Below are 26,220 nucleotides of genomic sequence, written 5' to 3' on the forward strand. Positions count from 1 at the left end.
TGTATTTCACTTACTTTTGTGCTATGAACGAAGACTTAGATATACAGGAACAAGACGAGCAGGAATTGTATGAACATATACGGATAGTTGCCGACAAAGGGCAGGCCTTGCTTCGTATTGACAAGTTTTTAATGAATAGAGTAGAGAATACCTCACGCAACCGCATACAGAATGCGATTGATGCAGGTTCTGTCTTTGTCAATGATAAAGTCATCAAAGCCAGCTATAAAGTAAAGCCACTCGATGTCATTACCATGGTCTTACCCGACCCTCCACGCGATACTGAGGTCTATCCCGAGGATATCCCGCTTGTTATTACTTATGAGGATGATGACCTTCTTATGGTCAATAAAGAGCCTGGTATGGTGGTACACCCCGGATTCAACAACTATACAGGTACGCTGGTGAACGCACTGACATTTCACCTCAATCAGCTACCTACACTACCGGGTAATACAGGACGCCCAGGACTGGTACACCGTATAGATAAAGATACCTCTGGACTATTGGTCATTGCTAAGAATGAATGGGCCATGACCTATCTGGCCAAACAATTTTTTGAACACAGCATAGAACGTCGTTATGTGGCCCTCGTATGGGGAGATCTCCCCGAAGATGGTACCATCTCTGGCTATATCGGCCGCGATATGAAAGACCGTCGGATAATGAATATGTACGATGACCCGGAAAAGGGGAAATGGTCGGTCACGCACTATAAGGTAATAGAGCGCTTAGGCTTTGTCACATTGATTGAATGCCAGCTGGAAACAGGACGTACTCACCAGATACGTACACATATGAAATCTATAGGCCATCCTATTTTCAATGATGCCAGTTATGGGGGGGACAGAATACTAAAAGGGACGGCATTTTCAAAATACAAACAATTTGTAGACAATTGTTTTCAGATAATACCTAGACAGGCACTTCATGCCAGATCACTCGGTTTTATACACCCGAAAACAAAAAAAGAAATGAATTTTGAAGTACCATTGCCCGAGGATTTTCGTTTAGTATTAGAAAAGTGGAGAGGATATGCTGCTGAAAAAACACAGCAATAGGGTCCGCCAAACGATTACGCTTTAATGCATTTTTATGCCTACACATTACATGAACTACAACGGCACTTTGCTGCCGGAAGACCATACTATATTTTCGGCCAATAACCGGGCATTCCGCTACGGCGATGGTATTTTTGAGACGATGCTCTATAAAGACGGTGAAATCCGCTTTCTGGATTTTCACATCGAGCGCTTACAACAGAGCATGCAGCGGCTGGAGCTGGAATCGTCCGGCAAGTTCGACACGTATTTCTTTAAGGGAGCTACGGACGAATTAATCCGTAAGAACAATATGCTCGGACAGCGCGTGCGCGTACGTCTTGCGGTATTTAGGGAAGGCGATGGGCTCTATACCCCCGATAGCAACCGTCCGAATTATATCTTTCAGGTGCAACGCTTGGAAGAGCCACAAAGAGATAAGAAAAACGGTCTTATTATCGACCTGTATACGGAGAATAAAAAGCCTTTTGGCGATCTCTCGGACCTGAAATCAAACAACGCGTTGATATATGTCCTCGCTGGACTGTATAAGAAGAAGTTTGATTATGATGATGTACTCATTCTCAACCAAGAGGGTTTTCTCTGTGAAGCGCTGACATCAAATATCTTCGTGTACTTTGAGAAAGCGCTGTATACCCCTGCGTTGAATCAAGGCTGTATCGCTGGGGTGATGCGTCGTGTGGTGATGGATATCGCGGAAGCGGAGGGTATACAGGTCATCGAAGCACAGATCAGTCCCGAAATCATGAAAAAAGCGGATGAGATATTCTGCACCAATGCCATACAAGGAATACAGTGGGTTATGGGTTACAAGCAGAAGCGTTACTTTAACAAAATATCTCGGATACTACAGGATAGACTGGCAACCTGGAGTTATGACAAAGAAGGTGGTCTATAGGATGAGGAGAGCTACAAATTTGCTTTTACATTTCGAAGCAATTGTATTGCTTGTAAAGGCGAATTTATGTAGGTTTGTCCCATGTCTACAAACGGATTAATATCTCAAGATACTATCGTAGCGTTGGCTACATCTCCTGGTGCACAAGGTGCTATCGCTGTAATACGTGTATCGGGAAACGAAGCGATAAACATCGTCAATGGTGTGTTCAAAGGCAAGGATCTGACTGCCCAGGACTCACATACTATACATTTTGGAACGATACGTGAAGGGGAGGAAATCCTCGATGAAGTACTGGTCTCGCTATTTGTGGCACCAAACTCGTACACAAAGGAAAACTCGGTAGAAATATCGACACACAACTCAAAATATATCATCGAACGGATTATCAACCTGCTCATAAAGAAAGGAGCGAGAGCCGCACGTGCTGGTGAATTTACCCTACGGGCATTTCTCAATGGAGGGCTGGATCTTTCGCAAGCGGAAGCTGTAGCAGATCTAATCGCATCCAATTCCGCTGCATCCCACCAAGTGGCCATGCAACAGATGCGAGGTGGTTTTTCGAATCAGCTGAAACAATTACGCGAAGATTTGGTACATTTTGCTTCTTTGATAGAACTGGAGCTAGACTTCGGGGAGGAGGATGTGGAATTTGCAAACCGGGATCAGCTAAAGTCGCTTATACAAAAGATATATACCGTAATCGGCAAGCTTATCCAATCCTTTGAACAAGGGAATGTGCTCAAAAATGGAGTTCCGGTGGTTATCGCCGGTAAACCTAATGTCGGTAAATCGACATTATTGAACGCCCTGCTGAATGAAGAACGTGCTATTGTATCGGATATCGCAGGTACGACACGAGATACTATCGAGGATGAAATCAATATCCATGGGGTGACCTTTCGATTTATTGACACCGCAGGCTTACGGGATACAGAAGATGTCATCGAAGCAAAAGGGGTGGAGCGTACACGGGAGAAAATGAAACAGGCACGATTGATTATCTACTTATTTGACCCCACCCAAGATAATATCGCGGTGGTACAGCAGCAGATAAGTGAAGTGAGGGATCTGAATATTCCTTTTGTAACGATAATCAATAAGAGTGATTTGCTGGCGGAGGGCGATAGAGCGGAATACAATGTACTGAACCCTTTGTACATATCTGCAAAAAAACAACTGGGAATAGATGAACTGAAGGAGGAATTGTTGAATCAGGTCAATCTTTCGAATATCAATACCGACGATGTCATGGTCACGAATATCAGACACGTGGAGGCGCTACAGCTTACGCAAGCGGCACTAGAGCGGGTTCTATACGGTATTGACAATCCGGTAACATCCGACTTTTTGGCAATGGATATCCGTCAATCCCTGCACCATCTGGGAGAGATAACCGGCACGGTAACTACCGACGATCTGCTGGAAAACATTTTCTCTAAATTCTGCATCGGAAAATAAACAACTGTATTTCAATCGATTACAAACTACTATTTTACATCAAAAAGAAGCTAAAAAGCTTCTATTCAGTTTATAAAAAACGGCTTAGGCAACTTTACAAAGTTGCCTAAGCCGTTTTAAAAAGACGCCTAAGCCTTTTTTTATTTGGCCACGGCTATTTTTTGGCCTTTTGTGCGCAAAAAAAAGGGATATCTCTAGGAGATATCCCTTTTTGAATCAGTTCTCAATCCGAATAGCTAAGAGCCGTTTTTCTTAAATACCAAGGTCTGCATGGCGTTCTTTATCTGCCTGCCCGGATGAAAGAGCAGCTTTGGACTAAGGATATTGGAAGCGGTTACCTCTTCGGACAAATCACTCCCTGTGCTTCTCGTACTGACACGAAAAGACCCCATGTTACCGAGACGGACGATATAGCCCCTCGATATATTACGTGGAATCTCGCGTATCAAGCTCTGTAATACAGCATACACATCCGACTCAGTAATAGAAGATGCATGCGAGATATCTGCAGCAAGGTCTTCCAGACTAATTTCACCGGTATGCACCGGTCTCGCGTAAAACTTCTTTGGTGCTGTTGGGTCACTTGGATTCCCAATTTCATGAATGTTGAATTTAATTGCCATTTCTTTTTGCGTTTAAAAATTAATAAATAAATTATCTACCTGTCGCCAGTGGGCGGTACCATTTCCCAACTGACAGGATAAAGGTATAACGCAATATGTTATCGTTAGTCGGTTTTGACGGGATTGTCGGACTTGTCTGTTTTGGCGTATTTGTCGTTTTTGTCGCCAGGAAGAAAAATAGAGACTTAGCCCTTAGCTAATAAAGGAAAGTCCAAGAGAGGAAGAATAGAACAGTTTAAGAAGAATAAGGTAAAGGGGGAGTTAACGAATGAAGTTGTACATATCGGACATTGGAATACCAAGGTACTCGGAAGCCTGATGTACCGTGACAAGCTGTTGCTTACCCAAGCCAAACATATCCTTGATCTTGTTGATGATACGCTGACACGTACGCTCACTACGACCTGTAATCTTTTGCAGGTCGGACGGATAAACAGTCAATCGTTGTAATGAAGATTTCATCATAATCAGTTTACATAAAAATCAAACATCAGTAAATCGAATATACAATACTACTTTCGATAAAGCAAATTATCTAACTGATTTTTAGACATTTTAACCTTAATTAAGTTTTTCCCGACTTTGAGAGTCCCCTCGGAGTGATTAAACTTCCATAATTGTGCTGTTCCCGTCTTTAGGGAATTACTTTTTCTTCTTATTATTATTGGCCTTGCGATAATCCCATGGCGCTATTGGAGACTGCTGCGACCAAATATTGACTTTGCGCGCTCTAGCTTGTGCTTCGGCACGGTGGTATTCGCGACTTTTACTATACGAAGGGTAATCCCAAGCCAAACCGACGTTGAGCAACAGAAGATTCAAATCGGTACTACGGTCCAGCCATACCACACCAACCACACGGCCATAACGATCTTTACTCTTGACTTCTATCTTAACAGTTTTATCAAGTGTACGAGCGCTCGTAAAGCTCTTCGCGGTATGCGCATAATCCTGTCCGATTTCTGGGCAATCTATACCAAAAAAACGTACTCGTATTTTCTTTTTGTACTTGTCAACTATCGTAAAAGTATCGCCATCGGCTACCCGCACCACACGCCCCTCTATATACTTCTGCGCTACACCAGTAAAAACAAAAAACAGAAAGAGACAGATCAAGAACGTTTTCTTCATGCGGCAAAGATAGAGGAAACAAAACCGCAACAAAGGCTTTAAAAAGACCCAGATTATAAGTCAAAGAGGCTAAGCGGGAAAAAATCACAAAAAAATCCTGAAGCGGGGAACTTCAGGATTTTTACCAAACCAATTATTAACCTAATTATGAAATTATACTGTATAAACGTAAAGCACCTCCAAAATAGTACAGTGGAGCAATCGCATTAACATTATTTAACACTAGAGGAAGTACTTTACATTAAATTAACTTTTTTTGAATATATCTAAAAAAAAATAGACATCTTCGCTAAAGCAGTATACCGCTGCTGGTTCAAACAACGAGGCTAAAACAAAGTGATGAAAGGACCACTAGAATATAGACTATTATGGGAAAGAATAAGGTCAGGGGATGAAGGTGCCTTTTTCGATCTGTATGCGCAATTATATAAGGACCTGGTAAACTTTGGTATACGTACCTGTGGAGATGTAGACCTCAGTACGGAGGCGCTAGACCAGGTATTCGCCAGTATATGGGAAAAGCGGGAAAGTCTGGAACGCGTAGAGAATGTACAGTCTTATCTACTGACATTCCTAAAAAGAAAAATTTTAAGACTACTAGAAAAACAGAATAAAATTAACACCGCCCTGCAGCATCTAAAAGCGGAAGAGGACTGGACAGAGATGCCTTACGATGAATTTATAATCCGTGTACAGACCAACGAACTGGTCAAACTACGCCTAAAAGAAGCGCTGGAAACGCTGACTTTCAGACAGAAACAACTGATACACCTCAAGTTTTTCGAAGGCTATAGCTATGAAAAAATAGCCGAAGTGACCCACATGAGTGTAAAGACAGCCTACAATACGCTGTACGATGCATTGAAGACTTTACGAGAACAATTAAAGGAATTTTAATCAACTAATATACAGTGAAATACAAATTATTTCATTTTTCTTTTAGGCAATCGAACGGATTATAGGCACTATACTATAAAACCGCTTAAATAATGAGCCATAAAGACTACAAAGAAGTAGAGGACTTCCTAATTGATGATACTTTCCAACAATACTGTGCCCAGGAAAATGAGCAATGTGTGCAATACTGGGAACGTTATATACAACAACACCCCGAGCAACAGGATGTCATAGCCCGAGCGCAACGTGTATTCGCTGTATTGACAGGCCATAAAAGACCAGTTATCCAACAGATGGATAACCTACGAAATACAATCAACCAACAAAACAAACCACAACCTATCAAGCGGTGGGCTATAGTGGCCACTTCTATCGCTGTGGCCGCTGCACTCACCTTGTTTGGATTTATGTACTTGGGATATTTTAAGACGCAAGAGACGGCTATTGAGAATCTAGCTATGTCTACAACAGGTCAGATATACCAAACTATAAAAGGGGAGAAGAAAACATTTACCCTGGAAGATGGAACTAAGGTTACACTCAATTCGGAAAGTAAGCTGGAGATTGATACCGATTTTGGAAAAGCAACACGCCAAGTGTCTTTGACAGGGGAGGCGTATCTTGATGTAAAAAAAGATGCAGATAAGCCCTTCGTACTACACACCAATGAGTTTGATATCCGCGTATTGGGCACCTCGTTCAATGTAAAGGCTTATCCCGATGAACTGGCCTCAGAAGCCTTACTGATTGAAGGTCTAATCGAGCTGAAAAGTAAAGGCAAAAATGAAAATTCTATCGTCATCAAACCTAACCAAAAGGTGACTATCTATAAAAATGAGATGATTGCAAGCTCGGAGACGGAAGCAAAGAAAACGGCAAAACCTAAAGCGAATGTCAAGGAAATAGCAATACAGGATGTCCCTAACGATGAAAAGCATGAAATGGCAGATATCGCATGGAAAGAAAATAGACTAGCTATGGTCGACCAGGATTTCAATGAACTGAAGTCTATTCTCGAACGCTGGTACGATATCAATATCACGTTGAAGGGCCCAGCAATAGGAAAATATAGATTTACGGCTACATTTAAAGAAGAAGATATTAACCAAGTTTTAAAAGCATTACAAAAAGTAGAACCCTTTAATTATGAGATACATGGAAAAGACGTGATAATTTATGAGAAATAACTAAAAAAGGATGGTAAAAACCATCCTCTTATTGGATTAATTTAACCGGCAGGCGTAAGCTTCGAACCCATACGCTGCCTATTATAAACTTTAACCAACACTAAAGTATGATTAAAAATGGCTTTATGCAAGTGCATTGGAATTATCTTGTGCGCTCTAGATTCATTATCCGGATGAAACTAACCTTGATTATGATTGTATTGGCATTCGCGAACGTAACCGCAAATGTCTACTCCCAACAGAAAGTCTCCTTGGATGTCAAAAAGACAAAGTTGAGCAAGATTCTCAAATTGATTGAGGAAAATAGCGACTATTACTTTGTCTATAGCGCAACAAATGAAAACCTGAACAAGGAACTTTCCCTAAAAGTAGATAACACAAAAGTTGTTGATCTGCTACCACGTCTATTTGCTAGAAATGGTCTACAGTACTCAGTTTCGGGTGAAGGCCTGGTTGTGGTGTCCGAACAACAGACTTTGAGCATAAAAGGATTGGTAACCGATCAGGATGGGAACAAACTATCCGGCGCTACCGTACGTGTAAAGGGCAGTGCAATCGGAAAAGCAACCGATTTGAATGGCCGATTCGAGATAGATGTACCAACGGGAAATACTTTGGTGGTTTCATTCACAGGATATCTATCTAAAGAAATCACCATACAAAAAGGCGGTGAGGTGACTGTCGCACTGGAACGCGATGACCAAATGCTGAGCGAAGTCGTCGTAACAGCGCTTGGTGTTAAAAAAGAACGCCGCTCGCTAGGATACTCGGTCACTCAGTTAGAGGGCGAATCCCTAACGAAGGCTCGCGAGAACAATGTTGTCAACTCCTTAGTAGGTAAAGTAGCAGGCTTAGACGTTTCATCAACAGCAGGTGGAGTTGGCTCATCCAGCTCTGTAATCATCCGTGGTATTTCCAGTTTAGGACAGTCGAGCCAACCGCTCTATGTAATCAACGGTATGCCTATGGAAAATAAAGCCGTTGGAGTTGGATCAGCAGGTAGTACGAATCCAAATGGTAACAAAGGTAGCCAATGGGACAATGCGCCGGATATGGGGGATGCGATCAGCAACATCAACCCGGATGATATCGAAAGTATCTCGGTATTGAAAGGAGCTGCAGCATCAGCACTATACGGTTCCAGAGCGAAAGCGGGGGTAATCCTGATTACGACCAAATCAGGCAAAGGCAATGGTGTAGAATTTAGCTCTAACTATGTGGTAGAGCAGGTTATGGATCCTACTAACTGGCAGTATGTCTATGGCCAAGGAGGTAATGGCAGTAAGCCAGTGACTGCACAAGGCGCGGCAGAGGTAGGTGCATCGAGCTGGGGGGCAAAATTAGATGGGTCTAACGTGGTTCAGTTTGACGGCGTAGAACGTCCATATGTAGCGCAGAAAAATAACCTCAAGAACTTTTATGAAAACGGACACACTTGGACAAATAATATTGCTTTTAACAAATCTTTTGAGGGAGGCTCTTTACGCTTCTCGGTAACTGATGTCAACAATAGCTCTATCATGCCAAATTCAGGTTTAGACAGGCACTCCTTTAATCTAGGAGCGACTTTTGAACCGATAAAAAGACTATCTATTGATGCAAGAGCAAACTACATTATTGAAAAGGCAAAAAATAGACCTATGCTGTCAGATGGTGCAGGTAGTGCCAACTTCAACGCCATGTTTTTACCTACAAGTTTGGATATCCGTAATCTGAAACCCTATAAAGATGAGAATGGAAAAGAGATTGCATACAACTCTGGTAACAAGTGGGATACCAACCCTTGGTATGCAGCTTACGAAATCCAAAATAACACGAAACGGAACAGACTGATAAGCTCCCTATCAGCAAGATATACGTTTGACAATGGCTTATTTGTGCAGGGGCGTGCAGGTAATGACTATTATACGAATGAATTCGAGAGTATATTCCCAGGAGGAATTGCGTACCCACCGCCTTATAATATGGCTCTGCAATCAGCTAAGTTTAACGACGTGAATGCGGATATCTTAGTGGGTAAAGCTTTCTCATTGACCGATGATATGACCTTGACACCGAATGTGGGTGCCGCATATAGAAATACAAAGAATGATCTTATGATCAATCAAGGCACTGAATTCTTGGGGCCAGGTAAATATTCTATCATAGGATTAAAAAATAAAGCGGTATCGCAAGTAAGTTCTGAGGAAGAAATGCAATCGGTATACGGTACATTAGAGTATGCTTATCGTGATATTCTTTACCTAACAGGGAGTTTGCGTTCGGATTGGTTCTCCACATTGGCAACACCTGGAGCAGATAAAAAACTTTATTCGGTTTACCCAGGGGTAAGCGGGTCATTTGTTTTCACGGAGTTCTTGAATTCTTCGGTATTAAATTTTGGTAAATTACGCGCTGGATATGCACAAGTAGGACAAGCGACGAATCCTTATCTGACTTCGTTGAGCTACAAGTTCTTGAGTCAAAGTCTTAATGGAAATCCTTTAGGTACAATTTCAAATACATCTGTACCAAATTCCAGCTTATTTGCATCGACAGCAAAAGAAGTCGAAGTCGGTACAGAACTAAGACTTCTTAATGATCGCCTTAACATCGATTTAGCTTGGTATAGCAAACGTTCTGAAAATGAGATCTTGGAAGTAGAGATTCCTAGCACAACAGGATATACTGGTGCGGTATTAAACACAGGTGCCATTCGCAACCAAGGAGTCGAAATGTTGGTAACAGGGACACTTATTAAGAACCAAAACTTTAGCTGGATTTCCTCAATTAACGCAACATACAATGACAACAAGGTACTATCACTTACCGATGGTCTTGATGAAATGTTAGTGGCGACTTCTCGTTCAGGCGTTGGCTTCTTAAAACATGTACCAGGAAAATCTATGTTGCAAATATTTGCGTACGATTACAAATACGACGACAAAGGTGAGATTGTAAAATTAGCCGATGGTTCGCCTGATAGAGGTGAATTAAAAAGCTATGGCTCCTCCCAAAGTCCATGGTTTGCAGGATGGAACAACGACTTTAGTTACAAAAAATTCAATTTAGGATTTTTAATCGATGGTAAATTCGGTGGTAAAGTATTTTCAGGAACAGATTATTACGGTTATATCAAAGGATTGCATCAAGAAACATTGAAAGATCGTGAAGCTCTTGGCAATACTGCGCCTAAATACTATGAGAATATGGCTAATAACACATCGTCGCGTTTCGTGAATGATGCGAGCTTTATAAAAATGAGACAATTAACATTTGGTTATAGCTTCCCTGCACAGGCCTTTAATAACAAAATCAACGGATTGACATTGAGTTTTGTTGCTCGTAACTTGTTTACGCTGATGAAGAAAACAGACAATATCGATCCGGAATCCAGTTATAATGCAACGTTTGTGGGACTTGAGCTAGGCGGTGTACCTCCTGTTCGTACATTTGGTTTCAATCTTAATGTTAAACTCTAAATCTGAAGGACGTATGAAATTTAATAAACTTAATATATTAGCACTCTCTTTATTATCGATAGCGCTATGTACAACCAGTTGCACAAAAGACTTTGACAATATCAATACCAACAAGCTTACTTATGGACCAACAGAATTTGATCCGAACTTCGCATTGTCTACTTCGCAGTTAACCTATACGGGCAGTATTGATTTTGCTTACGAAACATGGCGAGCAAATTTAATATACTCAGGCACTATGATCCAAGGGCTTTCGAGTATTGCGAGCTACTGGTCAGGAGATAAATATTTAACAAACCCGGGATACACCTCTTCATATTGGGAAAGGGCATATGATGAGCAAGTAAAACCTATTGTAGATGTTGTTGAGCTAACCCGTGGTAAAGAACAATATCACAATATACATCAAGTAGGACGTATCTGGAAAGCACTTATCTTTGCCCGGATTACAGATTTGTATGGTGATGTCCCGTATTCAGAGGCGGGAATGGGCTACTACAATAAAGCGCTTTCAACGAAGTACGATAAGCAAGAGAATATCTACAAGGATATGCTCAAGGAGATAGACGAAGCTGTAAATGCACTAAACCCATCAGCTGATAAAGTAACGGGTGATGTCATCTATGCAGGTGATATTGACAAGTGGAAACGCTTCGGTAATAGTTTGATTTTACGACTAGCGATGCGATTGACCAAAGTAGATGAGGCTACCGCAAAAACTTATGTCGCTAAAGTGGCAGGAAATACTTTGACCAGCAATGATGAAAATGCTTTTCTAAAACATGATCTAAGTGGTGACCGTATTACCCAAAACAGAAACAGTCAAGTTCTTTCAGGTCAGGATCCATGGTTCAGTAAATGGTCCAACACTTTTATCGATGTGCTAAAGAACACCAACGATCCTCGGATAAAAGTAGCCGCAACGAAGGTATTCCTGACAACAGCTGCAGAAATCAACCCCAATTTTGAAACAGATCCTGCAAAGCAAAAAGGCATGCCCAACGGTAAGGATAATCTAGGTAAGGAATATGACGTAAAAACCGAACCTAACTTTACGTCAATGCCTGAATATTCTTCTCCTCACCCAGGCATGATTAAACTGGATGGTATTACCTTTATTTTGACCTATGCAGAATGTGAGTTACTACTGGCAGAGGCTGCTCAACGCTGGGGAATAGGTGGTTCAGCGACAGATCATTTTGCCAAGGGAGTAAAAGCGAGCATAACTTATCTTAAGCAATTTGATAGTAGACTGGCTATTTCTGACGCTGACGCTGATGTTTATGTAGCTGCTAACCCACTGAGTGGAGGAATAAAGCAAATTGCTCAACAGTACTGGATACACCATAACACCTCACTAAACTTCTATGAGTCTTGGTTTAACTGGAGAAGAACGGGATATCCTGAACTAACACCGGTTGTCTATCCTGGCAACGCAACAAAGGGTACTATTCCGCGTAGATTCCCTTACCCATCTGCTGAGGAAGCTGGTACTAACAGGGAGTACTTTAAAGCGGCAGCCGCGGCGGTACCAGGTGGAGATAACCTAAGTGGCCGTGTATGGTGGGATAAACAATAGATGAATATGCGTTTTTATATACTAATCGCCGCTATGAGCGCTGTGGCCTGTCAAAACGCAGGCAATGACATCGAGGGAAGCTATAGACTCCTGGAAAGTACAACCATAAAGGGTAAGGACACCATCCATGTACAGGTCGATACAACAAAAACAGAAATGATTAAAGTGATAAATGCGAGTCACTTTGCATTCTTTAATCATGACAAAAACCAGGGCAAGGACAGTACGGCCACTTTCGTAAGTGGTGGTGGTACTTATGTACTGGAAGGGAGTACTTATACCGAAAACCTGGACTTCTGTACCTATAGACCTTGGGAAGGTAAGCAATTTAAGTTTGCGATATCCCTAAAAGGAGATACCTTAATCCAAGAGGGGATGGAAGAATTGCCAGAGCTTGGTGTCAAACAGCACATCACCGAAAAGTATATAAGAATAAAATAATTAATGGGTAGTAATGCTAGGTAGGTCAACCGTAAGGGTAGGCCTACCTTTTTGATGTTAACGCCTGTAATTACAGCTACCACCATAGGCCGAACAACCTAGATTGAGAAAGGAGATAACGGCAAATATCAATCCCAATACGATAAATATCCATTCGTTGCTATGCCAGCCCTGAGCAGCAACAACCAAGCCTAATGCAATCCTAAAAATCCGCATAAAGGTCCAATTTCTTAAAAACAGCTCTTTCATCTTTTCACTAAATTAATAAACAACTCTGTACCTGCCCGAGCATCTATACTGTTATAACAGGCTTCAAAACGCTCGAACGTATAATATGCTTTAAATAGTGGTTCGTATTCGAGGGCACTGCCACCAAACGGGGGACCACTGTAACTAAACTCTCGGTCAAACAAAACACCTACCAGATGACCACCGGCAACCAATAGCTCGGATGTCTTACACGCATAATCGCTACGTCGGCCTATAGGGATGGCGCAGAAAAAAGTCTGCTCAATAATCAAGTCAAATTGCCCTTGATAACTAAAGAAATCGGCACAGACAAAATTAATAGCCGCGCCATGCTGTACTTTATTCTTGGCACTCACAATCGCTGTGGGCGAGATATCCAATACCGTAATATTCTTAAACCCAGCGGCAGCCAACCAATCTGCTTCATACGCATTGCCGCAGCCCGGAACTAAAATATGTGCTTCCTTATTGGAATATCCTTCCATATAGTGCACAATCGGGCGGGAAGGATATCCAATATCCCAACCTGTCTGTCTAGCCTGCCAACGATGCTCCCAGTATTCGGCATCCAATTTTACGTTCTCTTCCATGGTGACTTAACTAATCTTATACTTACATAGCAACCCTTCTCAAGGGAAAAGCTATTCTATCTTCCTGTGACGCCTCGTCAGATAAGATCTCTTTTTTGCCGAAAGTTAACTATTCTACCATTACCTTTCTGACATACTAACGTAAAGTTACATCGAATAGGCAAGGGTAAAGGTGACTTATGTTACACACATTATACTTTGCCTCAAACAATACTTATCTTTGTAATAAGGAACTATTTAAACAAATGGATTGCAAATGGAAAAAATGAAGATCGAAATATGGAGTGACATCATGTGTCCCTTCTGTTATATTGGAAAACGTAAATTAGAAAAATCTATTGAAACTCTTCCGAATAAAGATGCCATAGAAATCGAATGGAAAAGCTATCAGCTGAATCCGGATTTGCAGACTGACACTTCGCAAAATATCAACGATTATCTGTCTATACATAAGGGAATGAGTTTAGAGCAAGCGCAGCAAATGAGCCAACAGGTAACACAAATGGCCGCTGTAGAAGGCTTAGAATATCATATGGATAAAGCGGTGGTAGCAAACTCTTTCCGTGCACATGTATTTGCCCACTTTGCGAAGAAGTATGGCAAACAGTTGGAAGCGGAAGAAATGCTTTTTAAAAGCTATTTTACGGAAGGTAAAAATGTGGATGATATCGCTGTATTAACAGATCTAGCAGCACAATTGGGACTGGATGAAAATGAATTAGTCAGAGTACTGGAGAGCGGAGAGCTGGATGATGAAGTGAAAATGGATATCCATGAGGCTCGCCAGATCGGTGTGCAGGGGGTACCTTTCTTTGTATACGACCGTAAATACGCTATCTCAGGAGCGCAACCAAATGAACTATTCGTACAGACGCTGGAAAAGGCATTATCGGAGTGGAAGGGGGGTAGTTCACTACAAATTGTGGCAGAGCAGGATGGACCGAGCTGCGGCCCTGACGGATGTGAGTAATATGATGAAAAAAGCCAGACTAGGAATGTAATCTGGCTTTTTTTTGTCCATGCTATCTATATCTAAGCCTGGAGATAAGCGATAATGTAAGGGGAAAATACAATAATACCTACTATAGCTGCAATAATAGCATGGAGCAAGACCGCAGCGGCGGCAAGATCCTTGATTTTCTTGATAGCAGGACGCCTTTCGATGGATACAAAGTCCGCCAGATGCTCTAGAGCAGTATTGAAAATTTCGGCAGATAATACCATCCCTATTACAATCAACACAGCAAGCCACTCGTAACGATCGATGTCAAAAAGAAAACCAAGCGCTATTGCCATTGTTGCAGCAACGAGGTGAATCTTTAGATTGACCTCGCCCTTGAAGGCTATCTTGAAGCCGTTGAAAGCCCACTTAAAACTATCTATTCTCTTCTTGAACCCAGACATAATAACTCATTTAGGCAGAGCGATATAACTCATCAAACAACACTTTATACTTGGAGAGAATCACCTTTCGTTTCATCTTTAAAGTGGGCGTAAGTTCGCCTCCCTCAATTGTAAACTCGTCCTGTAGGATAATAGGTTTTTTAATCTGCTCCCAATTTCCAAAATGCTGATTGGCCTGACGGATTTCACTATTTATCTTTTTAAGAACAGCATCTTGTTTTAAGAACTCATCTTTGGGCAAGGTCACTAGCTCGGAAGCATTGGTACGTGCCCATTCTAATAGGTTGGAATAGTTGGGAACAATATACGCAGAAGCGAATTTCTGACCATCTCCAATAACCATGGCCTGTTCGATAAATGGTGACTCAACGAGTCTCTTCTCAATAGGTTGAGGGGTCACGTATTTGCCTCCGGATATCTTGAACATCTCTTTTTTACGGTCAATTATCTTTATAAAACGTTCCTCTTCGAGTACGGCAATATCTCCGGTATGCAGCCAGCCATCGATAATCGTCTTGCTGGTTTCTTCGGGGTCTTTATAATACCCCATCATGACATTGGGACCTTTTACCAAAATCTCGCCATCCTCAGCTAACTTGACTTCAACATACTTGACGGGTAGACCGACCGTACCGATTCGGACACCATGAAGATAATGATTAACTGCAATAAGAGGAGAGGCTTCGGTCAATCCATAACCTTCATAAACGGGAATGCCTGCGGCGAGAAACATACGCGCAAGCTTATTATGTAAGGAAGCCGAGCCTGAAGCAATGGTAATAAGATGTCCACCTAAAGCTTCATACCATTTATTCAGCACAAGCTTTCGTGCTATGGACAGTTTAAAATTATACAAAGCACTCCTTTTCTCGGGATTAGGGTCATAGCCATCCGCAATACCTGCCGCCCAATCAAAGATTTTGCGCTTCATTCCAGACAACTCGTGCCCGGTTTTCATTATCTTTTCATACACCTTCTCTAATATGCGGGGAACAGCGGTCATAATATGTGGCTTCACCTCGCCAATATTCTGTCCGATTTTGTCCAGTGATTCGGCAATATGAATCGTGATGCCGATATACATATAAGTATACACAACCATACGTTCGTAAGCATGACAAGGAGGGAGAAAGGTAAGGCCACGGTCGAATGCCTGGCAAGGAGTGATATCTCGTGCAGACATGACATTGAATACAATGTTATTGTGGGATAGCATCACGCCCTTCGGTTTGCCGGTGGTACCTGAGGTGTATATCAAGGTCGCTAAATCAGCAGGAAGAATTTTATCCCGATAGTCATCTAATATAGCTGGATCTTGACCAGTAGCGATTTCCTTTAATTCATTCCAGCTACGGACATCTTCTGCCTCCTGTATACAAAAAATGTATTTGAGCGAATAAATAGCTTCTTGAATATTATTGATGCGCTTGTATAGTGATTTATTCCCAACAACGCAGAGCTTAATCTCAGCATCATTAAAGATGTATTGGTAATCTGCATCTGTTATATTGGGATACATAGCGACAACAACGCCTCCGATTTGCTGTATGGCAAAATCCATAATATGCCACTCGACACTACTGTCAGCAATCAGGCCGACTTTCTCGCCTCGCTCTATACCCAGGGATAACAGACCAAGCGATACCCGGTCTACTTCATTCAAAAAATCTGCTGTCAAAAGGTATTTCCATTCACCATCCTGTTTATATCCAAACATGGGTAAATTGGGGTATAATTCGATCTGACGTCTAGCCAAATCAAATAATCTTAAATTCTGTGTGTCAATCATATTCAAGCAGGCTGTATTAACTATATACAATCTTAATATGTAATGGTTTCTATTATATTACGTTTTTATAAATACGGGTGTAAAAATAGTAAATAAACTGTTTTTAAAAACAAAAGAAGAGTGAATCACTTATTTTTAAAAAAAATTAAAAATATAATCATCAATAATGATTTTATTTATATTTTTACCCCTGCAATAATCAAACTATAAATCTATGGAGTATCTAAACGGAGTAAACGCGTTAACTCTAATTTTCACCTCTTTACTTATTTTCGCAATTGCCTACCGGTTCTACGGTATTTTTATGGCTAATAAAGTCCTCCGACTAAACAATAAAAATAGGACGCCTGCCCATGAATTCGCGGATGGGCAAGACTATGTCTCGACCAATAGGAATGTATTATTCGGTCACCATTTTGCAGCTATTGCCGCAGCGGGACCGCTAGTAGGACCAGTATTAGCTGCCCAATTCGGTTATCTACCAGGGACACTCTGGATTCTGATAGGCTGTGTATTGGCTGGAGGAGTGCACGATATGATTGTATTATTTGCCTCTATACGTCATAAAGGAGAGAGCTTAGCCTCGATAGCCTACAAAGAAATTGGTAAAACTACAGGCACCATAACTGGAATAGCCGTTCTTCTAATTCTAATACTGACCCTCGCGGGGCTTTCATTGGCTTGTATAAGTGCCATGCATGAAGCATCCTGGTCTTTATTTACCGTGATTATCACTATGCCGATAGCCATACTAATGGGACTTATCATGCGATACCGCAAAGATTCGGTCACATTGGCTAGTGTGATTGGTGGGATACTATTGATTGTTGGTATAATCGGAGGCCACCATCTTATGGAATATGAGTATATCAGCAATTTATTTCATTGGAATATTGGTACAATCTCTATCGCAATTACAGTATACGGTTTTCTGGCTTCGGTACTCCCAATGTGGTTACTATTAGTTCCTCGGGACTATTTGTCTACCTACCTCAAAATCGGTACGATACTAATGCTGGCAGTAGGTATTATATTCGTACAACCTACTTTACAGATGCCAGCTTTCACGGAGTTCGTATTTGGAGGTGGGCCAGTAATCGGAGGACCTGTACTGCCATTTATATTTATTGTTATCGCATGTGGCGCTATCTCGGGCTTCCATGCGGTAATAGCTACTGGAACAACTCCTAAAATGCTTGCGAATGAACGAGAAATTCTATTTGTTGGGTATGGAGCAATGCTAGTAGAGGGCTTTGTCGCACTGATGGCATTAATTGCTGCATGTACACTGATGCCGGGAGATTATTTTGCTATTAACACGCCAGTGGCTGCGTATGATGCTTTTATTGCCAAACACCCTGAACTGGTCGCTGTAGACTTAAATCATTTTATAGAGAGAATTGGAATAGATTTGCATGGAAGGACGGGAGGAGCGGTATCTCTGGCCGTAGGTATGGCGCATATCTTTGATAATATCCCTTTTATGGATGATGTGATGGCTTATTGGTATAATTTTGCGATAATGTTTGAAGCGGTATTTATACTGACAGCAATTGATGCAGGTACAAGGGTAGGACGTTTTTTCCTACAGGAGATGATGGGAAATGTTATTCCTAAATTCAAAGATAAGAATTGGCTTCCGGGGATATTAGTGAGCAGTTTCCTATTTACCTTCTCCTGGGGATACCTTGTATACACTGGAAATGTAAGTAGTATATGGCCACTATTTGGTATTAGTAACCAGCTATTAGCAGCCTGTGGACTCATCGTATGTACAACTATGCTCATCCGCATGGACCGTGGAAAATACGCCTTATGTACAGCAATACCAGGAATATTTATGGCTATTATTACATTCTGGGCCGGATATGAGCAAGTGATAAATGTTTACCTACCCAATCAACAGCTATTATTGGCGGGACTTGCGGTCTTTGCGATGATTCTCATGCTAATCGTTTTTGTAGGAGCATTTTTTAAATGGTATAAACTGAGCAAAAAGAAAGCAATATATACGGATTTCTACGGAGAGAATGTCAAGGAAATCGTAGAAAGATAGGAGAAAGGAAAAGCCCAATAATATCGCACGTTATTATTGGGCTAAGGAAGTATATTGTAATTATAAGTGATTAATAAAATATTTTTTACAATCTAATACTTGATGATCAAAGTGTATGCCAAAATCTCAAAGAGAAAAGAGCATGATATTGTAATACAGTAAAATACACTATTTTTGTAGACAATAATCTACAAAAATAGGCGCCCCTAGCTATTACAGATCCGCGTAAGCCGGAAAAGCAGGGTCAACAATCCGCTTCCACTCTGGGTTCTTCTTGATATAGGCAAATACGTAAGGGCAATAAGGCATCAGCTTGCGCCCATCCTGCTCAATGAATAGGAGAGTCTTCTCTACGACTGCTGCCGCAGCCCCGCTACCCTTAAGCTCCGGAGCTGCTTCGGTGTGTATCAACGCAATACGGCTCCTAGTCTCTTTAAAATCTATAAATGCCAAATAACCATTGACGTTTATTTCAAAACGATGGTCCAAATCATTTTTAACCAGTGGAATATCTATTAGCTCTTCTCTCATATCTATCACTTATCTATTTTAATTCTGACTCAAATATAACTTTATCCCGTTTTCTAAAAACTAATATAGATTAAGAAATAAGCTACTCGTTATTTCTTACCTATACGATATAGCTTCCCATTGTCTGTAATAGCATACAAGGCTTCGTCCTGTCCCTGAACAATATCCCTAAAGCGTTGGCCTTCTTTCTCTAACAGTCTTTCTTCACCCACGACTTTATTATTAGCGATGACCAGACGGGCGATATGCATACTGCTAAGTCCAGTGACGAACACATTATTTTTCCATTCAGGAATCGCTGATCCCGTATAAAAGGTAATGCCTGAAGGAGATAAGACAGGGTCCCAATAATAGACAGGCTGCTCCATTCCTTCTTTCTGTTGGATAGGAGGGGTGCCGATTTCTTTACCAGAATACTCTATACCATAGGTAATCGTAGGCCAACCGTAGTTCTTACCCGGCTCTACGCGGTTGAGCTCATCGCCACCACGAGGTCCAAACTCGGTCTCCCATAGGTCGCCGGTTACCGGATGAAGTGCAATACCTTGTACATTGCGATGTCCATAGGAATAGATTTCGGGAAGAGACTCAGCATTACTTTCGAATGGGTTGCCTGCAACCGGCTTACCATCGGTAGTAATACGCAAAATCTTACCTAGACCAGTTTTTAAATCCTGAGCCAGTGGTCGTGTAGCCAACTCGGAACGTTCACCTGTACTCACGAAAAGATTGCCATTTTTATCGAAGATAATACGGCCTCCAAAATGTAAGTTTCCATCAAAAACAGGACCTGCCCGATAGATAACAACCGGGTTATCGATCGTCTTTTCATCATCCGCTAAACGACCTTTTGCTACGGAAGTTTGATTACCACCAGAAGAACGTTCAGAAAACACCCAGTATACCATTCTATTGGTACCGAACTGAGGATCCAATGTAAGGCCCAATAGACCGCCCTGTCCATCGTTATCTACTTTTGAAATTCCAGTAATAGCCTCACTAATCTTACCTTCGCTATTGACAATACGCATCGTTCCTTCTTTCTCGGTAACCAGGAAGCGGCCGTCAGGTAATACGGTAATACCCCAAGGGGACTTCAAGCCATCGGCAAGAACCTTGCCTTCGAATGCTGTAGCAGTCTTAACACCTGTAATACGTGTCTGCCCCTCGAAAGCGGGTTTGTAATCGGTATTGCCTTTTTTAGTTTCTACGGGAGCCAACGTACTATCAGCCGAATCTCCATGGGTAGTAGCAGCACCATTATTACAAGCCGTCCCCAACAAAGTGGAGGACAATAGCGCTAAGGAAAGAATATTTTTCATATTTAAATTATTTGTTTTTTACTTTAAAACAATGGCTTCTTTGTGTGAAAGCAGTTGCTTATAGGTGAACGTGGCTGAATCTGCAAGCAAACTCTGGTGATAGGGCGCCGGCACCAATACCTTTACTTCTTTTCTATCCGTAGGAACAAAGCAGAGAATGCCCTCTGTTTCCGATTTCTCATTGACAAGCATCGTGTATTTGTCGACCGGTTGGTCCAACTTATTTGCCTGCCTCAAACTATTCAATATTATATTCAACATACTGTGTTCCTCTTATTTGGATACATTAGAACAAAAAAAAATAAAAATCGTTTGGTCACGCTTATCCTTTCTCTTCATGGAATACAAGGATTGGGATATCAGAATGAAAGGCAAACTTGTTCGAAAGGCTAGAATTAATTAATCTATCGAAGAAATTTCGGTTGCGCTTCACAATGGCTAAAACGTCGATGTGATTTTCTGCCAAAAAGCTATTGATTGTGCTTTCTACGTTTTCTTTTTTCTCTAAGAACACGAAATCCAAGCCCTTGCCCTGAAACTTTTTGCCCCAATCTTCTCCGTACAATAGCGCTTTAGCAGGATTGCTGGAATCATCCATAACATGTGTACAGTAGACCTCCGCATTGACTAAGCTGGCCATATGGACAACCTCTTCTAACGCGGCCAAATCTTTTTCACGGAATAGCGTAGTAAAAGCGACCTTTTTGATAGGGGCGTACTTCGCTTGAGCAGGTATCGCCAAGACAGGTTGCTGAATATTCTGTATGACCGCAACGGTATTGGTGCCGATAAATTTTTCCGTAAAACCGGATGCCCCGTATGTACCCATAACGACCAAACGGACGTCTTCAGCCTTTACGACTTTACGCACACTGGAAACCACAGTACCTTCTTCGAAAAGGAAGATTAGTTTCTCATAGTCTAGGCCATTTTTCTCTGCCAGCTCACGCAATGCAGGCGCCTGCTTCTTAAAGTAATCAAACTTGGAGAGCTCGACCTGCTGATAGACATCGGCCAACATCTCAGGCTGGCCCGCATGGGTAGCCGATAAAATTGGAGTTACATAGGAATACAGCACCAGCAATTTGGTATCGAGCTGATTCGCTAAGTGCAAGGCATACAAAAAAGCATTGTTCGCAGCCTCTGAAAAATCTGTTGGAAAAAGTATATGTTTCATGGTGACAACTATTTGATTATATAATGTTTAGCTTAAAACAAATGCGCTATAAGCTTAACGAGCTATCCTTTGGCTGTTTAAATATCATAACGACATTAAACAGTTTTAAATTATTATCAATAACTTTAAACTACAAGACCCAAAACATGATTTGGATTTTGGTCCTTTTATTTTAATTAAAATTAAGCAAAAAGAGGCAAAGACTCAAGCTAAAAAGCAAATCAAACAATTAATCGAATAAAGCTGTAGCGTTTATATTTCTTTTCCGTTCTTATTATAGAAAATGAGAGATTTATTCGTAAAATAAAGGCTTGATGATTAGTATTACTGGGGATAAAATACATAATTTAGATAAGTGAAAAGCATATAAGCCTTACGTGAATATATTGCCAAAATACTTCAAGAAGAGAGATTCTTTGACTCTAAAGTCCGCTTTGGAGGAATGTGTATTGGCCGATAGCGAGCGTAGCAAATCTTACATTTATAAAAAGTTTTATGGTTACCTGATGGCAGTAGCGCTCCGTTACGTAAAGGATGAAATGGAAGCAGAAGATGTCGTGAATGAGTCTTTTGTAAAGGTATTCCGAAAGGTAGGCGATTTTTCATTTGAGGAAGATGAATTTGTGATAGAAAAGACGTTTAAGGCCTGGATGGCACGTATCACTGTAAACACCTCGATAGATAAAATAAGAGCGAAGAAAGAGACATATGCACTAGACGATATACACGATGGCGAGCTTGTACAACATGCAGTAAGTTCATCTACGAGACTGGAAGAAAATGACATCCTACAACTACTCTATGAACTCCCTGAAATCCAGCGGTCCATCTTCAACTTGTACGAAATAGAAGGTTATTCGCATGAAGAAATCGGACAACTACTAAATATTCCAGAAAGTACTTCGCGAACATATTTGACTAGAGCTAAAGCAAGATTACGAAAATTGTATACAGACCAGTTTTCTGTATTAGATAATATAAATCATTCTTAAATGTATTCAGAATGAAAAGTGAGAAAGAAATAATTGATGACATTATATCCCGTATCAAGGAGCAGCCAGATAGGGGATACAGAGAAGGGGCTTGGGAGAATTTCAAGCGTCAGAACCCTGGGACTACGACAAAGACTAGACCTATGGCACGCTGGATATCAGCAGCGGCTGCGCTATTATTGATTGGAATGGGGACTCTGTACTATGTCAAAAACTCGACTATTCTTACCTCTTCTGATATGAATGTGAATGCTGTAATAGAACATAAACCTGTTCCTACAGAAGCCTCTGCTCCAGGCCAATCACATACTGAAAGTACAACCGCGATGCCACAGGAGAGTCCTTCAAATCCTTCTTTGGACAACGTGTATGCAATAAATAACAATACTATTCTAGCAAATCGTAATAACTACGCACAAAGCCAAGCTGTAAAGCAATCGCTAGGCCTACCGCTGATGGCTGAGGGATTGAACGCTATGGGCAAACAAATAGAAATCCCTTCAGGAAGTACACTCAGAGAGACTTTGGTAATGCCAGGATATGCGTCTATAGACCTTAAGAAGCCACAAAGTACAACATCCATACCGGAGAACCTGATACTCGCTGCCAAATCTATCCCGACATCCGAATTGAATCTAAAAGAGGTGGAGACTAGGAACCAAAATAAGCAAGTCCGCTTTGGGGATAAGTTCGACCTCGCTCTATTTGTGTCGCCACAGTCTACAGGTCAAAAGACCAATGTGGGAGGAGGACTGACACTGGCCTACAACTTGACGAATAAGATAAGCGTACGCACAGGAGCGTCGTACAACTCTTATGAAGTGGGGATTATGAAGAATCCTATAGAACCGAGCAGCTCGGAAACTGTTGTGGTGAACCAAAATCAAAGTAACGCACCTACCATAGGAAAAATGACAAACGCCTATAGTGCGGCAGAAAACAACAGGATGATACTCCCTAATATCAATGCTGTAACCAGTGTCGTGCAATCTGTAGACATCCCATTGGAGGTTAAATATAATGTAGGGAAATCACTTTACGCGGTAGCCGGGGTTTCCTATTCGGCCATACTAGGACAAGAAAGAAATGCGCATTATGTGGACAATGTGAATGTAGAGACATTCTCACAAGGCTTTCCGGAGAATGAGACACAGATGAAAAGTGCTGTGAAAGCGGTGAGCAAAACAGTAAAATCTGCGGAAGAAAACGTATCGACCAATGGTTTTAACGGTTTTGTCAACTTCTCAATCGGTAAAAAGGTAAAGGTGAACAATCGCTTTGGAGTATCAGTGGAGCCTTATTTCAAAATACCAGTAGGACAGTACCGTAGAGCAGATATGGACTACACGAATGGCGGAATACGTGTCATGACAAACTTCTAACAGTCTCTAGGAAATTAAAGCTGGTCGATACGAACCCAAGACATACCTGCTGCAACTGCACCGGCTACACCTGGATCTCCATCTTCGAAGACAAAACAATCTTCGGGAGAGGTGTCAAGCAACCGAGCGCAAAGCAAGAAGGGATCTGGTGAAGGCTTTCCTTTTTCGGTATCACCTGCACACACAAGAACTTCATATTTGCCACTAACCCCAATAACATCGAGAGTGATATTTAATGTGGATCGAGTGCCTCCTGATACCACACCTATTTTTTTAATCCCGACATTATCTAGCAATACCTGCCTAACAAAATCGATAGGCTGTGTCTCGTGAATGTATTTCTCGATAAATACGGCCGATTTTCGCTTTGAAAACTGCTGTATATCAAACTCAACCTGATAACGTCTTGTAATCTCTTGGGCAACGGCGACAGTCGGCCAACCAGCTGTCTCGTCAATAAGGTCGTCATCCAATTGAACACCATACTCCGCAGCAGTTTCGACATAAGCGGCTTTGTGCGCCCAAATATTATTCGCCAATGTGCCGTCTACATCAAAAAGCAATGCCTTGGAGCTACTCGATAATTTCATCAAGCGCTTGTATTTTGCCAGGTCCAGTTCGTTCATACTCTCAATGGTTTATCATAAAAAATCTCCGTTTGAAATAGTCTCCTGTTACCAGGACGCTTACTGTCAAACGGAGATAACGGCTACCTCACAGCAACCTATATTCGATTATTTTTTTAAACTCTTTCTGCGTTTTTTCTCTTTGATAATCAAGCTCAACTCACGTCCAGTCTGTCCAGCGGCAGAACTGTTCTCTTGTGCTCTACGGAAAAGATAAGGCATTACCGATTTTACAGGTCCGTATGGCATATACTTCGCTACATTATAATTTGCTGCACCAAGATTGAATGAAAGATTGTCAGACATCCCTAATAGCTGAGCAAAGAATACATGTGGATGATTATGGCTAATATTGCGCTTATCCATCTCACTGGCCAATAGCATACTGCTCGCATCATTATGTGTTCCTGCCATCAATCCTATTCGCTCAACATTATCCATACAGAACATGATCGCATTATTGTAGTCGGCATCACTGGATTCTTTGGTAGGCTGTATAGGAGACGGGTAGCCTTTTTCTGCTGCGCGCTCACGCTCAATTTCCATATAGGCACCACGCACAATCTTTGCTCCAAGATAGAAGTTCTGAACTTCGGCATAAGCAAAGTCCGCCTTTAATGAAGCTAGTTTATCGTGTCTGTACAATTGATAGGTATTGTAGACAATGGGTTTTTGCTTGTTGTATTTTTCCATCATCTCCCGTGCGATATCATCGATCGTGTCTTGTATCCAAGAATGCTCAGCATCTATCAATACTCTGATATCAGCATCGTAACAAGCTTTACAAATACGGTCGCAACGATCCATAAGGCGCGCAAACTCTTCTTTCTCCTCTGTAGTCAGCTGTTGCTTGGCATCTACTTTTGCTAATAAATCGAAACGTCCAACTCCTGTCGGTTTGAATACACAGAAGGAAATCAGCTTGTTCGTACGAGCAAATGCCACAGTAGACAACACTTCATTGCAACAAGCATCAAAACTCTCTTCGGACTCTTCGCCCTCTACAGAATAATCTAATATGGTGGTCACATTTCCTTTGCCCAACTCTTCAATAGCCTTACTACATCCCTGAATAGTCTCGCCACCACAGAACTGCTTGTAAATGGTATTGCGGATTATTCCCTGAATCGGAAGGCCTATATTTAAAGAAAAGTTCGTTATTGGAGTACCTATCTTAATGAGCGCATTGGATGCAACCATTTTGAATAACCAATAGGCTCTCTCTAGGTCTTTGTCAGACTTATTACGGAATGCTATCTCGGTGTTATCAAAGTTTAATGTCGATGAACTTTCTGGTGCTGTCATTTTGTATTAATTTTTCGGGACAAAAGTAAGTAATTAATGATTACTTTTCTGGGAAAAA

The 26,220-nt window shown here is 41.4% G+C and carries 25 protein-coding genes; 12 read left to right on the forward strand and 13 right to left on the reverse strand.

Annotated features, from left to right (window positions below; genetic code table 11):
• Positions 1-23 precede the first annotated feature (23 nt).
• The 3 genes from JKG64_RS04035 to mnmE all read left to right on the forward strand — a co-directional run bounded on the left by JKG64_RS04035 (position 24) and on the right by mnmE (position 3,420).
• Positions 24-1,061, forward strand: coding sequence for an RluA family pseudouridine synthase (locus JKG64_RS04035; protein WP_210353050.1), 1,038 nt, complete (start codon positions 24-26; stop codon positions 1,059-1,061).
• Positions 1,062-1,095: 34 nt separating this feature from the next.
• The gene (locus JKG64_RS04040; RefSeq protein ID WP_210353051.1) at positions 1,096-1,959 is read left to right on the forward strand and encodes an aminotransferase class IV; all 864 of its coding nucleotides are present in this window, start codon (positions 1,096-1,098) and stop codon (positions 1,957-1,959) included.
• 81 nt (positions 1,960-2,040) lie between these two features.
• Complete coding sequence (gene mnmE / locus JKG64_RS04045) at positions 2,041-3,420, forward strand: tRNA uridine-5-carboxymethylaminomethyl(34) synthesis GTPase MnmE (RefSeq protein WP_210353052.1); 1,380 nt, start codon at positions 2,041-2,043, stop codon at positions 3,418-3,420.
• A gap of 236 nt (positions 3,421-3,656) precedes the next feature.
• Here the strand turns inward: mnmE and JKG64_RS04050 are convergent, their stop codons facing one another.
• The 3 genes from JKG64_RS04050 to JKG64_RS04060 all read right to left on the reverse strand — a co-directional run bounded on the left by JKG64_RS04050 (position 3,657) and on the right by JKG64_RS04060 (position 5,174).
• On the reverse strand, positions 3,657-4,043 hold the full coding sequence (locus JKG64_RS04050; protein WP_210353053.1) for an HU family DNA-binding protein: 387 nt from the start codon (positions 4,041-4,043) through the stop codon (positions 3,657-3,659).
• A gap of 261 nt (positions 4,044-4,304) precedes the next feature.
• Positions 4,305-4,508 (reverse strand): hypothetical protein, encoded by a 204-nt coding sequence (locus JKG64_RS04055; protein WP_210353054.1) that lies wholly within the window; start codon positions 4,506-4,508, stop codon positions 4,305-4,307.
• Positions 4,509-4,685: 177 nt separating this feature from the next.
• Complete coding sequence (locus JKG64_RS04060) at positions 4,686-5,174, reverse strand: thermonuclease family protein (protein ID WP_210353055.1); 489 nt, start codon at positions 5,172-5,174, stop codon at positions 4,686-4,688.
• A gap of 339 nt (positions 5,175-5,513) precedes the next feature.
• Between JKG64_RS04060 and JKG64_RS04065 the strand changes: the two genes are divergently transcribed.
• The 5 genes from JKG64_RS04065 (at position 5,514) to JKG64_RS04085 (ending at position 12,739) form a co-directional block, all read left to right on the forward strand.
• Complete coding sequence (locus JKG64_RS04065) at positions 5,514-6,071, forward strand: RNA polymerase sigma factor (RefSeq protein ID WP_210353056.1); 558 nt, start codon at positions 5,514-5,516, stop codon at positions 6,069-6,071.
• A 92-nt stretch (positions 6,072-6,163) separates the two neighbouring features.
• Positions 6,164-7,258, forward strand: a complete 1,095-nt coding sequence (locus JKG64_RS04070) for a FecR family protein (protein ID WP_210353057.1) — start codon at positions 6,164-6,166, stop codon at positions 7,256-7,258.
• 125 nt (positions 7,259-7,383) lie between these two features.
• Positions 7,384-10,719, forward strand: a complete 3,336-nt coding sequence (locus JKG64_RS04075; protein WP_246512471.1) for a SusC/RagA family TonB-linked outer membrane protein — start codon at positions 7,384-7,386, stop codon at positions 10,717-10,719.
• Positions 10,720-10,732: 13 nt separating this feature from the next.
• Positions 10,733-12,298, forward strand: coding sequence for a SusD/RagB family nutrient-binding outer membrane lipoprotein (locus JKG64_RS04080; RefSeq protein ID WP_210353058.1), 1,566 nt, complete (start codon positions 10,733-10,735; stop codon positions 12,296-12,298).
• 6 nt (positions 12,299-12,304) lie between these two features.
• The gene (locus JKG64_RS04085; protein WP_210353059.1) at positions 12,305-12,739 is read left to right on the forward strand and encodes a hypothetical protein; all 435 of its coding nucleotides are present in this window, start codon (positions 12,305-12,307) and stop codon (positions 12,737-12,739) included.
• A 57-nt stretch (positions 12,740-12,796) separates the two neighbouring features.
• Here the strand turns inward: JKG64_RS04085 and JKG64_RS04090 are convergent, their stop codons facing one another.
• Positions 12,797-12,988: a hypothetical protein gene (locus JKG64_RS04090; RefSeq protein ID WP_210353060.1), complete on the reverse strand. Its 192-nt coding sequence runs from the start codon at positions 12,986-12,988 to the stop codon at positions 12,797-12,799.
• Entirely contained in the window at positions 12,985-13,578 is a 594-nt protein-coding gene (locus tag JKG64_RS04095) for a methyltransferase domain-containing protein (protein WP_210353061.1), read from the reverse strand. The genes JKG64_RS04090 and JKG64_RS04095 overlap by 4 nt, the downstream gene beginning before the upstream one ends.
• Positions 13,579-13,834: 256 nt before the next feature.
• On the opposite strand from JKG64_RS04095, the gene JKG64_RS04100 reads away from it, so the two are divergent.
• On the forward strand, positions 13,835-14,548 hold the full coding sequence (locus tag JKG64_RS04100) for a DsbA family oxidoreductase (protein WP_210353062.1): 714 nt from the start codon (positions 13,835-13,837) through the stop codon (positions 14,546-14,548).
• A gap of 62 nt (positions 14,549-14,610) precedes the next feature.
• On the opposite strand, the gene JKG64_RS04105 is transcribed toward JKG64_RS04100, so the two are convergent.
• Both JKG64_RS04105 and JKG64_RS04110 read right to left on the reverse strand, forming a co-directional pair.
• Positions 14,611-14,982, reverse strand: coding sequence for a diacylglycerol kinase family protein (locus JKG64_RS04105; RefSeq protein ID WP_210353063.1), 372 nt, complete (start codon positions 14,980-14,982; stop codon positions 14,611-14,613).
• A 10-nt stretch (positions 14,983-14,992) separates the two neighbouring features.
• The gene (locus JKG64_RS04110; RefSeq protein WP_210353064.1) at positions 14,993-16,771 is read right to left on the reverse strand and encodes an AMP-dependent synthetase/ligase; all 1,779 of its coding nucleotides are present in this window, start codon (positions 16,769-16,771) and stop codon (positions 14,993-14,995) included.
• Between the two features lie 214 nt (positions 16,772-16,985).
• On the opposite strand from JKG64_RS04110, the gene JKG64_RS04115 reads away from it, so the two are divergent.
• Entirely contained in the window at positions 16,986-18,827 is a 1,842-nt protein-coding gene (locus JKG64_RS04115) for a carbon starvation CstA family protein (protein WP_210353065.1), read from the forward strand.
• A gap of 213 nt (positions 18,828-19,040) precedes the next feature.
• Here JKG64_RS04115 and JKG64_RS04120 read toward each other — a convergent pair whose 3' ends face one another.
• The 4 genes from JKG64_RS04120 to JKG64_RS04135 all read right to left on the reverse strand — a co-directional run bounded on the left by JKG64_RS04120 (position 19,041) and on the right by JKG64_RS04135 (position 21,857).
• Positions 19,041-19,358, reverse strand: coding sequence for a GNAT family N-acetyltransferase (locus tag JKG64_RS04120; protein WP_210353066.1), 318 nt, complete (start codon positions 19,356-19,358; stop codon positions 19,041-19,043).
• 89 nt (positions 19,359-19,447) lie between these two features.
• Positions 19,448-20,680 (reverse strand): PQQ-dependent sugar dehydrogenase, encoded by a 1,233-nt coding sequence (locus JKG64_RS04125; RefSeq protein WP_210353067.1) that lies wholly within the window; start codon positions 20,678-20,680, stop codon positions 19,448-19,450.
• 18 nt (positions 20,681-20,698) lie between these two features.
• Positions 20,699-20,941 (reverse strand): hypothetical protein, encoded by a 243-nt coding sequence (locus tag JKG64_RS04130; RefSeq protein ID WP_210353068.1) that lies wholly within the window; start codon positions 20,939-20,941, stop codon positions 20,699-20,701.
• A gap of 61 nt (positions 20,942-21,002) precedes the next feature.
• Entirely contained in the window at positions 21,003-21,857 is an 855-nt protein-coding gene (locus JKG64_RS04135) for a universal stress protein (protein WP_210353069.1), read from the reverse strand.
• A 377-nt stretch (positions 21,858-22,234) separates the two neighbouring features.
• On the opposite strand from JKG64_RS04135, the gene JKG64_RS04140 reads away from it, so the two are divergent.
• Together JKG64_RS04140 and JKG64_RS04145 are read left to right on the forward strand one after the other, a co-directional pair.
• Positions 22,235-22,849 (forward strand): RNA polymerase sigma factor, encoded by a 615-nt coding sequence (locus tag JKG64_RS04140; protein WP_210353070.1) that lies wholly within the window; start codon positions 22,235-22,237, stop codon positions 22,847-22,849.
• Between the two features lie 11 nt (positions 22,850-22,860).
• A complete protein-coding gene (locus JKG64_RS04145; RefSeq protein ID WP_210353071.1) occupies positions 22,861-24,231 on the forward strand; it encodes an outer membrane beta-barrel protein in 1,371 nt (456 codons plus the stop codon).
• Positions 24,232-24,245: 14 nt separating this feature from the next.
• On the opposite strand, the gene JKG64_RS04150 is transcribed toward JKG64_RS04145, so the two are convergent.
• Both JKG64_RS04150 and JKG64_RS04155 read right to left on the reverse strand, forming a co-directional pair.
• On the reverse strand, positions 24,246-24,857 hold the full coding sequence (locus JKG64_RS04150; RefSeq protein ID WP_210353072.1) for an HAD family hydrolase: 612 nt from the start codon (positions 24,855-24,857) through the stop codon (positions 24,246-24,248).
• Between the two features lie 108 nt (positions 24,858-24,965).
• Complete coding sequence (locus JKG64_RS04155) at positions 24,966-26,162, reverse strand: proline dehydrogenase family protein (RefSeq protein ID WP_210353073.1); 1,197 nt, start codon at positions 26,160-26,162, stop codon at positions 24,966-24,968.
• Positions 26,163-26,220 lie beyond the last annotated feature (58 nt).

Origin of the sequence: Sphingobacterium tabacisoli (assembly GCF_017908035.1) — a bacterium.
Taxonomy (GTDB): Bacteria; Bacteroidota; Bacteroidia; order Sphingobacteriales; family Sphingobacteriaceae; genus Sphingobacterium; species Sphingobacterium tabacisoli.

Excerpts from the sequence above, each read along its gene's own strand:
- JKG64_RS04040 (WP_210353051.1), top strand. The coding sequence starts at position 1,096 with ATGCCTACACATTACATGAACTACAACGGCACTTTGCTGCCGGAAGAC.
- JKG64_RS04060 (WP_210353055.1), bottom strand. The coding sequence starts at position 5,174 with ATGAAGAAAACGTTCTTGATCTGTCTCTTTCTGTTTTTTGTTTTTACT.
- JKG64_RS04050 (WP_210353053.1), bottom strand. The coding sequence starts at position 4,043 with ATGGCAATTAAATTCAACATTCATGAAATTGGGAATCCAAGTGACCCA.
- JKG64_RS04135 (WP_210353069.1), bottom strand. The coding sequence starts at position 21,857 with ATGAAACATATACTTTTTCCAACAGATTTTTCAGAGGCTGCGAACAAT.
- JKG64_RS04125 (WP_210353067.1), bottom strand. The coding sequence starts at position 20,680 with ATGAAAAATATTCTTTCCTTAGCGCTATTGTCCTCCACTTTGTTGGGG.
- JKG64_RS04115 (WP_210353065.1), top strand. The coding sequence starts at position 16,986 with ATGGAGTATCTAAACGGAGTAAACGCGTTAACTCTAATTTTCACCTCT.
- JKG64_RS04100 (WP_210353062.1), top strand. The coding sequence starts at position 13,835 with ATGGAAAAAATGAAGATCGAAATATGGAGTGACATCATGTGTCCCTTC.
- JKG64_RS04110 (WP_210353064.1), bottom strand. The coding sequence starts at position 16,771 with ATGATTGACACACAGAATTTAAGATTATTTGATTTGGCTAGACGTCAG.
- JKG64_RS04155 (WP_210353073.1), bottom strand. The coding sequence starts at position 26,162 with ATGACAGCACCAGAAAGTTCATCGACATTAAACTTTGATAACACCGAG.
- JKG64_RS04120 (WP_210353066.1), bottom strand. The coding sequence starts at position 19,358 with ATGAGAGAAGAGCTAATAGATATTCCACTGGTTAAAAATGATTTGGAC.
- JKG64_RS04150 (WP_210353072.1), bottom strand. The coding sequence starts at position 24,857 with ATGAACGAACTGGACCTGGCAAAATACAAGCGCTTGATGAAATTATCG.
- mnmE (WP_210353052.1), top strand. The coding sequence starts at position 2,041 with ATGTCTACAAACGGATTAATATCTCAAGATACTATCGTAGCGTTGGCT.
- JKG64_RS04035 (WP_210353050.1), top strand. The coding sequence starts at position 24 with ATGAACGAAGACTTAGATATACAGGAACAAGACGAGCAGGAATTGTAT.
- JKG64_RS04130 (WP_210353068.1), bottom strand. The coding sequence starts at position 20,941 with ATGTTGAATATAATATTGAATAGTTTGAGGCAGGCAAATAAGTTGGAC.
- JKG64_RS04105 (WP_210353063.1), bottom strand. The coding sequence starts at position 14,982 with ATGTCTGGGTTCAAGAAGAGAATAGATAGTTTTAAGTGGGCTTTCAAC.
- JKG64_RS04085 (WP_210353059.1), top strand. The coding sequence starts at position 12,305 with ATGCGTTTTTATATACTAATCGCCGCTATGAGCGCTGTGGCCTGTCAA.
- JKG64_RS04070 (WP_210353057.1), top strand. The coding sequence starts at position 6,164 with ATGAGCCATAAAGACTACAAAGAAGTAGAGGACTTCCTAATTGATGAT.
- JKG64_RS04080 (WP_210353058.1), top strand. The coding sequence starts at position 10,733 with ATGAAATTTAATAAACTTAATATATTAGCACTCTCTTTATTATCGATA.
- JKG64_RS04090 (WP_210353060.1), bottom strand. The coding sequence starts at position 12,988 with ATGAAAGAGCTGTTTTTAAGAAATTGGACCTTTATGCGGATTTTTAGG.
- JKG64_RS04145 (WP_210353071.1), top strand. The coding sequence starts at position 22,861 with ATGAAAAGTGAGAAAGAAATAATTGATGACATTATATCCCGTATCAAG.
- JKG64_RS04075 (WP_246512471.1), top strand. The coding sequence starts at position 7,384 with ATGCAAGTGCATTGGAATTATCTTGTGCGCTCTAGATTCATTATCCGG.
- JKG64_RS04065 (WP_210353056.1), top strand. The coding sequence starts at position 5,514 with ATGAAAGGACCACTAGAATATAGACTATTATGGGAAAGAATAAGGTCA.
- JKG64_RS04095 (WP_210353061.1), bottom strand. The coding sequence starts at position 13,578 with ATGGAAGAGAACGTAAAATTGGATGCCGAATACTGGGAGCATCGTTGG.
- JKG64_RS04055 (WP_210353054.1), bottom strand. The coding sequence starts at position 4,508 with ATGATGAAATCTTCATTACAACGATTGACTGTTTATCCGTCCGACCTG.